Origin of the sequence: Kosakonia sp. (assembly GCF_032104925.1) — a bacterium.
GTDB lineage: Bacteria > Pseudomonadota > Gammaproteobacteria > Enterobacterales > Enterobacteriaceae > Kosakonia.
The window spans coordinates 136,980-150,943 of sequence record NZ_DAMCGF010000007.1; the positions used below are offsets into that span (position 1 = coordinate 136,980).

The window sequence follows — 13,964 nt, forward strand, 5'->3', positions numbered from 1 at the left end:
CTGGCTGGTAAATTGTTCACAACGGGTGAAATATATTTATGACCCGTTCATTATTCAGGAAACCCGTTTTGCCTGCGCTGTGCTATCAAGACAAACTTCATCGAATAGAGGTCAGGTTGTTATGTGCTCAAAGCTTGTGTTGCCGCCTCGTCAGCCCATTAGCGGCCAGCCCGCGCCGGTGCTGATGACCTTGCCTCGCCCGGTGTACTTTCGCAGTTACCCTTTACGCGGCGATACGGGCGTGGACATGCATGAGCATCCGTTCGCGGAATTTCTCTATGCGCGCGAGGGAAGTATGCGGGTGGAAATTGAAGGGAAGACGCTGGTGGTGCCCGTGCTTTACGGTGTCTGGATCCCGGCGCGCGTGCCGCACCGTCTTCTTGCCGGCAGCGACGTATTGCTGGAAAGCCTGTATGTCGAGGCCGATTTTGCCACCATCCCTTTTAGCGGCAGTAAGGTGGTGGTGGTGAGTGATTTTGTGCGTGAGTATATTCACTACGCCACGCAAAACGTGCCGGAAAAGTATGACGACGCAGGCGATGACGCGCAGTTAGTGCAGGTGCTGATTTCGCTGCTCAGACGTTTACCCGATGCCGGGTTATCGGTCTCCTGGCCGGTATCGCCGTTGCTGACGAGAGTTTGCAGCCAGATCCAGAAAACCCCCGGCGACGCGCACAGTATTGAACAGTGGGCCTCCTGTAGCGGTATGTCGGTGCGCACGTTCTCGCGCCGTTTCAAAAAGGAGACCGGCGTGGCGTTCAGCGAATGGAAAAAACGGGTGCGTTTGCTGGAATCCGTGGTGATGCTAAAAAACAAACGCAGCGTGACGCAGGTGGCGCTGGAGCTTGGCTATTCAAGCCCGGCCTCGTTTACCTTTGCGTTTCGCGCCATGTTCGGCGTGCCGCCAACGCGCTATTAAACAGAGACTACCCGCCGCGCTTTTTCAGCCGCGCCGGGGCGCGCGTCATTGATACTGCCGCTCTTTACTAACTCCTGAAAAAAGCCGGCGTAGCCACCAGATAACCAGCGCCAGCAGGGCGATTGCCCCCAGCACGGCAAACGCCACGCTGTAGGAGTATTTCGCCGCAATTGTTCCCGCCATCGCCGGGCTGAATGCGGCTCCGGCACCCTGCAACAGCATGATAAAGCTCTGCCCGGCGTTGGTGTGTCCGCTGCCTTCCAGCAATTTAACGATATAACCGGGTACCGCCACGCCCAGCAGCCCTGCGGCCACGCCATCCAGTATCTGAACCGGGATCATAAAAAGCGGTCCTGCCGAGACGCAGGCGAGCGCCGCGCGCAGCGGCAGAACCAGCAACGCTGCGGTAATCAGCAGCGGGTAACCATGTTTTCCCGCCCTGGCGGCGGCAAATAAGGCGACGGGGATCATCACCAGTTGTGAAATAATGACGGTCGCCGCCGCATATACACCGGCGCTCATTTCCCCGCCGGGCGCGGAGGCCACCCGCATGCTGAGCATCGGCAGCAGCGCCGCGTTAGCCAGGTGAAACAGCATCAGCGTCACGCCGGTCGCAATAAGGGCCGGGTGGGTGATAATCGCACTGAGGCGGGGGACGGCCGCCGGATCTTCGCCGTGACTGAGCCCCCGTGCGGCGCGGTTATCAATGTCGTTATTGCGAACAGCAAATACCGCGAACGTTGCGCATATCGCCATGCCGGTCATCAGAATAAAAACGGCATCGGTACCGAAATACCACACCAGAATGCCTGCCAGGATCGCGGCACTCATATTTCCGCCGTGGTTAAACGCCTCGTTCCTGCCCATCTGCTGGTTAAAGCCAGACGGGCCGGTTAAGCCAAGCGTAATACCCATTAACAGCGGCGCAATAAACGCGGCGGATATGCCGGTGACAAGTTGTGAAAAACCAACGACAAAAAGCGTCGGATACGCCCAGAGTAACAGCGTGGCGGCGGTGATCAGCAAGCAGCAGGCAACGAGAATACCGCGCTTATGCCGCGTGGCGTCAGCGACCAGCCCGGAAGGCATGGTCGCCACCAGACCCGCCAGACCGCCGGCTGTCATCATCCAGCCAATGTTGTCGGCTTGCCAGTGATGCTCAGTGAGAAAGATCCCCAAAAAGGGGCCAAGGCCATCCCTGACATCCGCCATGAAAAAATTCACTAAACAGAGTGCCTGTAGCGAGCGTAACGGCATAGAACCCCTTTTTATGTGCATGCGCTGCGTTCCTGAAGTCCCGGTTTTCCGCATCCTGAAAGCGGGTTGTTATCCGCTTCCGGCGGCTGGCAGACAAAACAGATGCCGTATCGAACACCTGCGAGAAGGGATAATAATCGGGTTTCACGTCAATCGTGTGATACATAAATGTAACATTCTGTCGTGCTGGCGAAGGGGAGTGTGCAAGACGGTCGACTGCAAACGTGTGGTGAATCTGCATCTTCAAGGCGGCTGACGATGCCAACGGTGTTTGACGGCTATGCCAGCAAAATCACACCCCCGGACAACAGCGACCATCAGCCGCGCCGTGCTTTGGGCGGCACTGCCGATATCTTTGGCGTTTTTAGCTAGCGGGTGGCGTGCCGGTCAAATGCGATCAACCACCGCTTCGATGGCGGAGTTAAGACGCTCCACTAACAGGCTAATAAAGCAGACGGCCCGCAGCGGTGTGTTGCCAGCCATTCACCGCTGCGGGTTACGCCAGTGCGTCGCTTTTGGGATATAGTAGAAAATTATCTTCTTATAACAGGTGGCACTGGCAATGGCTTTGATCCCAAAAAACTACGCGCGGCTGGAAAGCGGTTATCGTGAGAAAGCACTTAAAATCTATCCGTGGGTGTGTGGACGCTGTTCGCGCGAGTTTGTCTATTCAAATCTGCGTGAATTAACGGTTCACCATATCGATCACGACCATACTAATAACCCGGAAGATGGCAGCAACTGGGAGCTGTTGTGTCTGTTTTGCCATGACCACGAACACTCGAAATATACGGAAGCCGATCAGTACGGCACTACCGTAGTGGCGGGGGAAGACGCGCAGAAAGATGTCGGGGCCGCAACGTATAACCCCTTTGCCGATTTAAAATCGATGCTGAATAAGAAAAAATAGCGCCAGCACCGTTCGCTCCTGCCCGCAAAAATCAGTGCCGGGCAGGTTGGCAACAAGCCGTCAGTCGTGGCGTTAAGTAAGCGTGCTAAACAGGTTTTGCCCGCAAGCTGGCAGGTAAGTACAGACAAGGATCCCAATGATTAACTTCAGCAAGCCTCTTCTGGCGCCGCCTCTTCAGGCCGGTGACACCATTGGTTTTTTCTCTTCATCAGCGCCGGTAACCACCACGGCACCCAATCGGTTTAGCCGTGGGAAACGCTTCCTGGAGGAGAAAGGGTTTCGTCTTCAAGCCGGTCGTCTGACCGGCAAGTCTGATTTCTATCGCTCCGGCACGATTGCGGAGCGAGCGCAGGAGTTCAACGAACTTATTCGCGATCCGCAAATTCGCTGTGTGATGTCGACAATAGGGGGAAATAATAGTAACGCCTTACTGCCTTTTATTGATTATGACGCTCTGAAAGCAGACCCCAAAATAATCATCGGTTATTCAGATACCACCGCGTTACTGGCGGGAATTTATGCGCGAACGGGATTAGTTACCTTTTATGGCCCGGCATTGGTTGCTTCATTTGGTGAATTTCCGCCGCTGGTGGATGCCACTTATCACGCGTTTATTGAAATACTTTGCGGACAGAATAATGGTCACTACGACTATGTTTTACCGGAAAAATGGACGGATGAACGGCTTAACTGGGATGATGCCGAGCCGGTACGGGCTAAAACACTGTATGCGAATAATTGCCGGTTTATCGGGCAGGGGGTACACACAGGGCGCGTTATTGGCGGTAACCTGAATACGTTATCGGGTATCTGGGGGAGTGAATGGATGCCTGAAATACGATCCGGTGACATTCTGTTCATTGAAGATAGCTTAAAAGATATTGCCACCGTTGAACGTTCATTCGTGATGCTGAAACTCAATGGCGTGTTTAAAAAAGTGCGGGCGATCCTTCTTGGTAAACATGAATTATTCGATAACGCCGGAAGCGGCCGGACGCCTTACGATGTATTACGCGAAGTTTTAGGTGACGAAAACGTTCCGATCGTGGATGGTTTTGATTGCTGCCACACGCATCCGATGCTGACTTTACCCCTTGGTTCAACGCTTACCCTTGATTTTGACAATCAGAAAGTATCTATCGTCGAACCCTGGCTGTCAGACAGGTAATAAGCCGCCACCGTTTATCATTTGGCCGCGAACAGTGCCCTCCTCATCAGGAGGGCACTTACTGGCAAGTCATAACCGTCAGAACGATTCCCAGTCAGCACTATGACCTGTCGACGTTGCGGGCTTCAGATCAACCTTGCGGTGAGGCGCCGCTACGCTTTTTTTCGGCTTAACGGTATCGGAACGCAGTTTGAACACCGAAACCAGTTGTGCAAGTTGCTCAGCCTGTTGTTCCAGTGATGATGATGCCGCAGACGACTCCTGAACCAGCGCGGCATTCTGCTGTGTCGTTGAATCCAGCTCGGTGACCGCCTTACCAATCTGATCGATACCTCTGCTCTGTTCTTCCGACGCACTGGAGATTTCGTTCATGATGCCACTCACATTGGTGACAGAAGAGACAATCTGCTCCATCGTCGTCCCGGCTTTATTGGCCATTTCTGAACCGGTCACCACACGTTGGACGGACTCTTTAATCAGGCTTTCGATCTCTTTGGCGGCCTGAGCGCTGCGCGATGCAAGGCTTCTTACTTCTCCCGCCACCACGGCAAAACCGCGCCCCTGTTCACCTGCGCGCGCCGCCTCAACGGCTGCGTTTAGCGCAAGGATATTGGTCTGGAAAGAGATGCCATTGATGACGCTGATAATATCGGTGATCTTGTTTGAGCTTTCGGTGATCGTCTCCATCGTGCTGACGACATCCCAGACAATTTTCCCACCGGAACGCGCATGTTCCGCCGCCAGCACCGCGAGCTGACTGGCTTCGCGCGCGTTGTCGGCATTACGCTTAACCGTTGAGGTCAACTCCTCCATGCTGGCCGCCGTTTCAACCACGGCGGCAGACTGCTGTTCTGTGCGGGAGGCCAGATCCGTATTGCCTGCTGAAATGTCCGAAGAGGCATTGGCAACATGAACCACCGACTCTTTTATCTGGGTGATCATTTCGCGAAGCTTGTCGTTCATCACGCCCATGGCCAGCGTCAGGCGACCCAGTTCATCTTTTGACTGAGGTTCAATGGTTGCGGTCAGGTCACCTTCGGCAATACGTTCTGCCAGCGTCAGATTGTGTTTTATCTGTCGCGTCATCTGGCGCGTAAGCAGCCAGGCGACCAGTAACCCCGTCAGTACGGCGCAAAGGGCAACCACGCCCATGATGATCATCACCCGCTGAATGATATCGATATTTTTCTGCGTCTGGCCTGTAACCAAATTCGAGGTAACGGTATTGATTTTTTCTGCCACGGTGGTCAATTCCGTCGCCGCCTTCTGCGACTCTTTTAATGCAGCCGCATATGCTGTGACGTGCCCCTGCAGGCCGCTGAGAAACGCCTGCGCCATCTCTTTGTCTTCAGCGCTAAACGCCGCATTTTCAGCGTTAAGCATTTTCGTTGCTTCATCGTACTGACGGGCAAAAATGTCCATTCCTTGCTTACCCGCCGATGACTGGATCTCATACGCCGTCGTCCAGATATTATTGAGGCGGTTCAGTAGCGCTATCTCGTTTTTGGTGGTGGTTTCCTGCTGCTCAAGGCGGGTAGTGAATTGATTGAGCAGGATTTTCATATCAGCTGATGTCAGGTTCTGTGACTGCCCGACGGTCACTTTTTCCAGCTTAACAAACGTGTCCCGGTGAGTGGCGTAATCCGGGATAGTGCTGCGCAGTTCATCAAACAACACGCGGGCGTCATCGTCCCAGGTGTAGTCCAGGCCAGTAACTGCTTTCTGGTCCATTTTTTCAATGGCAACTTTGTTCGCCTCAAGGGATTTTTCATCGTGGTTTAATTGATACGTCAAACGGTTACGCCGCGCGGTATTTAGCTCCGTACTGATTTCATTGATTAATTTTCCTTTCAGGGCGTGGTCGCGGATATTGCTGGATTGCTGAATGCTGATAAGTGAAGACAGAACAATGATAATTATCAAAACCGCAAATCCGCCAAACAGCTTGGCAGCGACAGGCAGGTTTTTTATTGACGGTAACAGCTTTGGCATAGACGTATCCTCAATAATAATTCTTAATATTCAAAAGACGGTTTCATTTTCACTTCTTATCAGATTGCAGGTGTCTTCACTTCTTAAGAGGACGCTGGAGACAGGACTTATCAAAATACTTATCGACAATTGCCGCACATTTTTTAATGAAAAAAAGAAAAAAATTGCAGGCGAAAAATATATTTTAAGTAAATGAAGCACATTGCATTATAGATAGCGAAAAAAGCCGTGTGCTTTTATTCGATCAGCGTTGTAATCATGAGTCAGCAAAGGTTTTTATTGGCAGAGATAAAACTAAGAGGGAATATATTATATGTGCCGTCATTCATACTGACGGGCTTGCGAAATTACCGGTTAGTCTGGTTTTAATTAGTGCTCTATGTTCTTTGGGGATAGCGGCGAATTAAATGTGGGCGGGCTCTCAATATTTATTCATCTGGCAGGATATTTCTTAATGTCGCTTTTCTGGTTGTGCCAAACAGCGCTACGCCTGTCTGGCGGCGCCGCTCTCCGTTGTGCCGAAATGCGGGCAATAAAAAACCCGCACCAGGCGGGTTTTTTATTCTCAGTCGCGCTTAACTGCTCAGGCTGTTTGCCTTCATCGCTGTGGTAAGCACCGCTGATAAAGGGCAGGGCTTACAGCGCGGTAACGTTACCAGCTGCAGGGCCTTTCGCGCCGCTTTCGATGGTGAAGGAGACTTTCTGACCTTCATCCAGGGTTTTGTAGCTGTCGCTCTGGATTGCAGAGAAGTGAACAAACACATCTTTGCTGCCGTCGTCCGGAGTGATAAAGCCAAAACCTTTATCAGAGTTGAACCATTTTACTAAACCAGTCATTTTATTAGACATTGATATTTCCTTAATTAATGAGCCACGAAGCGCGGCGATAATGGCCTGTGATTATAGAGTGACTTATTTGGCACTTAGGAGGAGGCTCACGAAGAAGGGTATCTTTGGATAACTCTTGAACTGAGGACTGCTTTACTAAAACTGCTTTCATAAGGTCTGTATTCCAAACCGATGGCGCTATTAAGACATAGCGAGTTCGATTTGGCAATGTTTATGTTTTTTTATTTTAACCACTTACACGCCCGGATGGCTGCATGGCTGTCTGTTTTGCCTGGCTTTAAGTCCTTTCTCAAGCCTGTTATTTCGCAGAGTTTTTGCAGGGTTGCGTTGCCAATTCGCTTAGCGGGTAAAACAAAAAGGCCACCGCAAGGTGGCCCCGGTCATCATTTTCTCGATTTACCTGCATCCGAGCGTTTCTCACGAACCCTTCCGTTATTGTTGCGATCGCGAGGTTGTGTGCCACCACCAGGTTTAGGTACGACGACGTCTGGATTAAGTGGTCTTCTGTCAGCCATGTTTTCGTCCCCCAAGAATGGCAAAAGTGCCATCGACGGTGATACGCCGCGCTTGTTGACCTTGCAACACGGATCGGACTACATATTGAGCAGCATCAAATTTATCCTCGTATCAGTACAGGCATGCAGACCGGAAATCAGGCTATTAAACGAAGCAGAATCGACGCGGCTGCCATGGCAGACTTTTTCTCAGAACACAATGAGGAGATTTATGGATCTGACAACGCATTTTACAGCAGTTGACGGGGTCTTTTATCGCGCAGTTGATCCGGCTTACCGGCACTTTGCATTAGCCGGCTCCAGAGCGCCAGGGCGCTATTCTGACAGCCATCAGCCAACGCTGTACCTGAGTTCATCGCCGGCAGGTGTAGAAGCAGCCATGCAATCCCACCGTAGCAACCGAAGCGCCAGCCTGGAAATAGTCAAAGTCAGGGTTATGGCAAAGAAAATTTTTGATCTCCGGAGTGCAGATGCCGTGCTGGCTGCGGGCATTAATCTTCAAGATGCGATTGCGCCATGGCAGGAAATGGTGAAAGAGGGCGGCGTTCCCGGCTCGTGGGGTGTGCGTAATCGGCTGGAATCACTCGGCTTTAATGGTTTAATTGACCTTTCGCGTAAAGCGCCCGGGCTCTGGCATCTGGTGCTTTTTGCCTGGAATGACAACAGCCCATGTCAGGTCAATATTATTGAATAGTACGAAGCTGACATAACGCACCGGATAGACACCACTACGGTCTGGCTACGAGGCTGAGTACCATGCTGGAAGCCAAAAGCGTACATGGCGGGCGAAAGAAATGCCTGCCGCGACGCCGTTTCTGGCCATGACGTCGCGATGTTGTCCGGCAATTTTCCTCTCTTGCGAAACGCGTTCACATTCCCTTCTTGTTGGCGAGCTATTTTCCGTCGGGTGATGTTTTTTTAACCACAAACGCGGAGAACAGCATGAGAGGATTAACGAAGACACGCCTGGCCACTGCCGTTATGGTGTGCACTTTTTCTGTTTTTGCTGCCCCGGAGGGCGACATAAAACCGCCGCCGTTACAAAGGGATAGCCCGCCCGTGCCGGGATCCCTCGTGTATGGTGTCGTCCAGCAAACGACCACCCCGGTCGATACGTTGAACAATGTGGTTAAAAATCTGCCGGCGCTGGAAAACGGCAAGCGTTATGAAGTCCGGCTGGAAGTGAGGGAACTGGCACCGGCGCCACCCGTTCCCCCTGCACCCTAGTTAACCACGGTTCAGCCCCTTTCCGGGGCTTTAAACAAACACGTACCGGCTTGTGTCGGCCTGGTTGTACGTCACGCTTTGGGGTCATTTATGGATCGCAAACTCCTGTCAAAAAATGCTGTCACCACAATAAAAAATACCGGCACAAAGAAAATCGCGAATACGGTGGCGCTGATCATGCCCCCGAAAACCCCAATACCGATGGCATTCTGCGTGCTGGCGCTGGCACCACTGGCGAGTATCAGGGGAACAACGCCCAGCGTGAAGGCTAACGAGGTCATCAAAATCGGGCGCAGCCGTTGTCGGGACGCCATGAATGCTGCCTCCAGGGTGCTCATGCCCTGGTGGCGTAGCTGCCGGGCAAATTCGACAATCAAAATGGCGTTTTTGGCTGAAAGACCAATCAGGGTAATTAAGCCCACTTTGAAAAAGACATCGTTGGTCATACTGGCAGCGCTGACAGCAATAAGCGCGCCGATAAGCCCCAACGGCACGGCCAGCATCACGGAAACGGGAATTGACCAGCTTTCATACAGTGCCGCCAGCACCAGAAATACCACCAGCACAGACAGGAGGATTAACCCTGGCAACTGGGACGCCGAGGCTTTCTCCTGCAACGAACTGCCCGCCCACTCGCCGGTAAACCCTGGCGGTAATGCCTTTGCCAGCTGCTCCATGGTTTTCATCGCTTCACCACTGGCGTGGCCCGAAGCGGCGCTGCCGGTAATGCGAATGGCCGGGTATCCTTGATAACGATTGAGTTGCTGCGGGGCCTGGTGCCAGGACGAGGTGACAAAAGCTGAAAGTGGCACCATTTCCCCGAGCCTGTTTTTTACGGATATTTTTAACAGCGTTTCAGGCTGCATTCGGTAGGCCGCATCGGCCTGCACAATGACCTGCTGGACACGGCCAGCATTGGTGTAGTCATTGACATAGTTTGAACCCGAAGTGACAGAAATAGCCTGATTGATCTCCTCAAACGATACGCCTAACGCTTGCGCTTTTTCCCGGTCGATGTTCAGGGAAATAGACGCGCCCTCGGGTAATCCATCGATATAGACATCCGCAAGATTTGCACGCTTGTTTGCCTGTAAAACCAGCCTGTCTGCGGCCTGTTTCAGCGCCTCGTAGCCTTTGCCCGCTCTGTCTTCAACATAAAAGGTGAACCCGGAAGAGGTGCCCATATCAGCGATAGCGGGCGGCAGCAGGCTCATGGTTACCGCATCGGGCACGGACTGCATTTTTGCCTGAATGAGATCAGCTTCATCCTGGGCTGCGATGCCCTTGCGCGAGGACCACGCTTTTAAGGTCGTAAAAGCCAGCGCGGAGTTTTGCCCCGAGCCTGAAAAACCGAAACCGAGGATCATAATATTGCTATCAACGGTTTGCCGTGCCGCTACCTCATCTTCATAGCGTTTCACCACCGCGAGCGTGCGCTGCATCGTGGCCTCGGAGGGAAGCTGAATGGAGGACATAAAATAGCCCTGATCCTCTTCGGGCAAAAAAGAGGATGGCAGCGTGATTAACCCCATCACCAGGGCAGCGCACAGCGCGGCATAAAGCAGCATCATTCGCCCGGCGCGCTTTACTACATACCCCAGTCCCGCGGTATAACGGGAAGAGAGCATCTGAAAATAACGGTTAAACCCGGCGGCAAATCTTCCCGCTGAAGTCGCATTTTTCTGATGCGGCTTCAGCAGGGTGGCACAGAGCGCAGGCGTCAGCGTTAAAGCTAAAAAAGCGGAGAACAGGATCGATACCGCCATCGAAACCGTGAACTGGCGGTAAATCACCCCGACCGAACCGCTGGCAAAGGCCATCGGGATAAACACGGCGGTGAGCACCAGCGTAATGCCAATAATCGCCGGTGTGATTTCCCGCATCGCTTCGCCGGTCGCCTCGCGCGCCGGGAGGCCTTTTTCTGCCATCAGTCGCTCAACGTTCTCGACGACAACAATCGCGTCATCGACGATGATACCAATGGCTAACACCATGCCAAACATGGTCAGAATATTGATGGAATAGCCGCTTAGCAGCATCACGGTGAATGTCCCGAGCAGCGCCACCGGAACAACAATGGCCGGGATGAGCGTGCAACGGATATTGTGCAAAAAGATCAGCATCACCAGAAAAACCAGCACCATCGCTTCGGCTAACGTTTGTACCACTTTGATGATCGACGCTTTGACAAAAGGGGCGGTGTCGAACGGAACGGTAAACGCCATGCCCTGCGGCAGCGCGGTGCTCAGTTCGGCCAGTCGCTGATGAATCCCTGCGGCAGTGCTGATGGCATTCGCGCCTGGCGAAAGCTGAATCGCTGCTGCCGTTGCCGGAACGCCATTTTCCCGGATGCCATAGGTATAACTCTGTAACCCAGACTCCACGCGTGCGATATCGCCAAGCGTCAGACGCGCGCCCTCCGTGGTCGCTTTGAGGGTGATATTTTTAAATTCCGCAACAGAGGTGAGTTGCCCCTTCACGGTTAACGGATAAGTGACGTCCTGGCCCGGCAGCGCCGGTTCGTCTCCCGATCTGCCGGGTGAAACCAGCACATTCTGTTGGCTCACCGCGCTGATGACGTCACTGGCTGAAAGCTGGTAATGGTGCATTTTTACCGGGTCAAGCCAGATGCGCATGGCTTTTTCACCGCCGAACAACTGAACCTTGCCCACGCCCGGCACGCGACGAAGTGCATCGCTGATGTTTCTGGCGAAATAATCACTCAGATCCGCCTCCTGATAGCCACCCGTTTCGGATTTCAGTCCGACCATCAGCAGAAAACCAGACTCGGCCGCTTCAACGCTGACACCGTTTTGTCTCACTGCCTGCGGTAGGCGTGGCTCCACGGTTTTTACCTTATTTTGCACATCCATCTGCGCGAGTTTGCTGTCCGTTCCGGGTTTAAACGTCACGGTGATAGACGCCATTCCGCTGGTATCGCTGGTGGACTCGAAATAGAGCAAATTGTCGACACCTGTGATCTCTCGCTCGATAAGTGAAACCACCGAGCTATTCATCATGTCAGGCGATGCGCCAGGAAAACTGACCGAAATAATAATACTCGGCGGCGCGACCGACGGATATTGTGCGACCGGAAGATGCGGGATGGATAAACACCCGCTCAATATAATGAACAGTGCAACAACCCAGGCAAAAACAGGCCGGTCAATAAAAAACTGTGGCATGAAATCAATTCCGAACAATTAAGGCGAGGTGAGTAAACTCAAGGTTTCTGCTGCGGTGATAATGTCCCGGTATCGACATCATCCGTCTTGACGCGTTGACCAATGTCTTTAAGTTGTGAAAACTTCTCCAGCAGTTGCGGAGCATCATCAAGGCTGGTGGCAAACATCCACATATACGTCATTACCGAATAAATATGCCCGGCGTTCACCCCCTGGGTTGAGGTCATTAATATAATGGTCAGGGTAAAGAGCAGGGCGATCAGCACGCCGATCGCCAGGTATCCCAGCGCTTCACGATCGGAAAGTCTGATTCGCAAGCGGGCAAGGGAGGAATAATGGCGGTTAAGCGAGAGCGTGGTGGCTTTATGCACATAGTCCACCTCCTTCTCCAGTCGGTTATTCAGCCGGTTAAACAGCAACTCATTTTTACGGGTATAGCCTTTAAGAAAGCACGACAGAATAATGACAATAACCACGCACATCACCCCGGCGTGAAACTCAATGATGAGCAGCATAATGGCCGCGCCAAAAAGGGAAATAATCGAGGTCATCAGCATCGGCAGATGCATCTCAAAGAAATCAACAAATTCACGGGCTAACACCACCCGTGCGGCGATGGTTGAGTGATTAAGCTGATATTTACGCTGCGCAATAATAACCGATACGGCAAGACCGGCATAAATGCGTGCAAATGTGCGCGTATCGATGCTGCGACGGGTTGCACCGAGGATCCAGATAAAGAGGATCATCAGCCCATACAGCGCGGCTGTAAGGGCATTCCCCGCCAGAATCGCGTTGATAGCGATGCCCGCCAGCACGGGATATAACAAATAGGTCACGTTTTCCGCAATCACCAGCAAAAAAGTCACCGAGAGCTTTTTCCCGTTTTTTACGGCCAGATGTTTTAATGTCCTTTTCACATTTTCAGTGGTGGACGGTGGGTGTTTATTTATCGACGTCATTATAAAAAAGTATCTACCCGGTATGGATGAACAATCCTGGCTTACCTTTATGCTTAATCACCCCTGCGCTTTCATTGCGAGCCGATTAACATATGCGCCAGAATTACAGTGCATTGATGCAGTGTATCGTTTTGATGTTTACGCAACGTGGCTGCTTTGTGGAGTCTATATGGAGGTGGCTAGTTTATCTGCGATATAAAGATGCCAGAATTTTCTCGCTACCTGTCACCACGCTTATCGCCAAAAATCGTTGCTTCGCATTCAATAAGATTCAGAGGATCCGCAATAAAAGGTACATCGGCGTAACGCCGAGGAAAATAATCAAAAAACACTCATAATAAAAACTAAAATCATAAATATCAGGAAACCTCAGTAACAGAATATTAAAGATGAGAATAAGGTGAAGAAATATGATGACCAAAACGAAGGTGACAAGTGCCAGCTCTTTCAGTACGCCCGCTTTTTCCTGTAGCAAAAACAATAAAAGTGAAACGCTTAACGCCGAATAGATAAACGGTGATGAAAGCAGCGTTGCACCTACTTTTTCCTCAACGTTGTGCATCAAAATAAGCCATATATAGAACATTCCCCATAACCATAGCGAAAATATCATCAATGAACTGATTTTTTCAGCGGTGAGCTTCCGTAAGTACTTCATTGATATTTCTACTCCGAAAGATAGCGTTACCGGTAATGAAATAAGATGTTTTTACCGTGTTTATTTATGTCATCGTTTTCCAGTAACAGGTTATTTTCTATGCCTTAGTTTCTATTGTTATCCAGGACTGTGGAAAATTGATTACCCGAATGTGGAGCGAGTGTGTACGTCTGTCTGGTAAATATTCACTTGCGGATGTTGCCGTCAGACATTGAGAAAAAAATGAGACGTCAGCGGGTTTACCTGGATGCAACTTTCGTCGCACAAGCGGGTCTCATGTTCGCTGATGACCTGCGCGTTATTGCCTGGCTTCAGAAACAGC

The 13,964-nt window shown here is 51.7% G+C and carries 12 protein-coding genes; 5 read left to right on the forward strand and 7 right to left on the reverse strand.

Going from position 1 to position 13,964, the window contains the following annotated elements:
* Positions 1-121: 121 nt before the first annotated feature.
* Entirely contained in the window at positions 122-919 is a 798-nt protein-coding gene (locus RT644_RS15770) for a helix-turn-helix domain-containing protein (protein WP_016495749.1), read from the forward strand.
* Between the two features lie 45 nt (positions 920-964).
* Here the strand turns inward: RT644_RS15770 and RT644_RS15775 are convergent, their stop codons facing one another.
* Positions 965-2,176: an MFS transporter gene (locus RT644_RS15775; protein ID WP_313627291.1), complete on the reverse strand. Its 1,212-nt coding sequence runs from the start codon at positions 2,174-2,176 to the stop codon at positions 965-967.
* Between the two features lie 387 nt (positions 2,177-2,563).
* A complete protein-coding gene (locus tag RT644_RS23655) occupies positions 2,564-2,659 on the reverse strand; it encodes a diacylglycerol kinase (protein ID WP_409521870.1) in 96 nt (31 codons plus the stop codon).
* Between the two features lie 79 nt (positions 2,660-2,738).
* Between RT644_RS23655 and yajD the strand changes: the two genes are divergently transcribed.
* Both yajD and RT644_RS15790 read left to right on the forward strand, forming a co-directional pair.
* Positions 2,739-3,086 (forward strand): HNH nuclease YajD, encoded by a 348-nt coding sequence (gene yajD, locus RT644_RS15785; protein ID WP_013365700.1) that lies wholly within the window; start codon positions 2,739-2,741, stop codon positions 3,084-3,086.
* Between the two features lie 136 nt (positions 3,087-3,222).
* Positions 3,223-4,254: an LD-carboxypeptidase gene (locus tag RT644_RS15790; RefSeq protein WP_313627249.1), complete on the forward strand. Its 1,032-nt coding sequence runs from the start codon at positions 3,223-3,225 to the stop codon at positions 4,252-4,254.
* 78 nt (positions 4,255-4,332) lie between these two features.
* Here RT644_RS15790 and RT644_RS15795 read toward each other — a convergent pair whose 3' ends face one another.
* The gene (locus tag RT644_RS15795; protein WP_313627250.1) at positions 4,333-6,246 is read right to left on the reverse strand and encodes a methyl-accepting chemotaxis protein; all 1,914 of its coding nucleotides are present in this window, start codon (positions 6,244-6,246) and stop codon (positions 4,333-4,335) included.
* A 636-nt stretch (positions 6,247-6,882) separates the two neighbouring features.
* Positions 6,883-7,095, reverse strand: a complete 213-nt coding sequence (cspA, locus tag RT644_RS15800; RefSeq protein ID WP_016495754.1) for an RNA chaperone/antiterminator CspA — start codon at positions 7,093-7,095, stop codon at positions 6,883-6,885.
* A gap of 726 nt (positions 7,096-7,821) precedes the next feature.
* Between cspA and RT644_RS15805 the strand changes: the two genes are divergently transcribed.
* Together RT644_RS15805 and RT644_RS15810 are read left to right on the forward strand one after the other, a co-directional pair.
* A complete protein-coding gene (locus RT644_RS15805; RefSeq protein WP_313627292.1) occupies positions 7,822-8,304 on the forward strand; it encodes an RES domain-containing protein in 483 nt (160 codons plus the stop codon).
* Positions 8,305-8,669: 365 nt separating this feature from the next.
* The gene (locus RT644_RS15810) at positions 8,670-8,837 is read left to right on the forward strand and encodes a hypothetical protein (protein ID WP_158539526.1); all 168 of its coding nucleotides are present in this window, start codon (positions 8,670-8,672) and stop codon (positions 8,835-8,837) included.
* 71 nt (positions 8,838-8,908) lie between these two features.
* On the opposite strand, the gene RT644_RS15815 is transcribed toward RT644_RS15810, so the two are convergent.
* From RT644_RS15815 to RT644_RS15825, 3 genes are all read right to left on the reverse strand, one after another.
* On the reverse strand, positions 8,909-12,022 hold the full coding sequence (locus RT644_RS15815) for a multidrug efflux RND transporter permease subunit (protein ID WP_313627251.1): 3,114 nt from the start codon (positions 12,020-12,022) through the stop codon (positions 8,909-8,911).
* Between the two features lie 38 nt (positions 12,023-12,060).
* Positions 12,061-12,984: an ABC transporter six-transmembrane domain-containing protein gene (locus RT644_RS15820; protein ID WP_313627252.1), complete on the reverse strand. Its 924-nt coding sequence runs from the start codon at positions 12,982-12,984 to the stop codon at positions 12,061-12,063.
* 271 nt (positions 12,985-13,255) lie between these two features.
* Entirely contained in the window at positions 13,256-13,642 is a 387-nt protein-coding gene (locus RT644_RS15825) for a hypothetical protein (RefSeq protein ID WP_045509591.1), read from the reverse strand.
* Positions 13,643-13,964 lie beyond the last annotated feature (322 nt).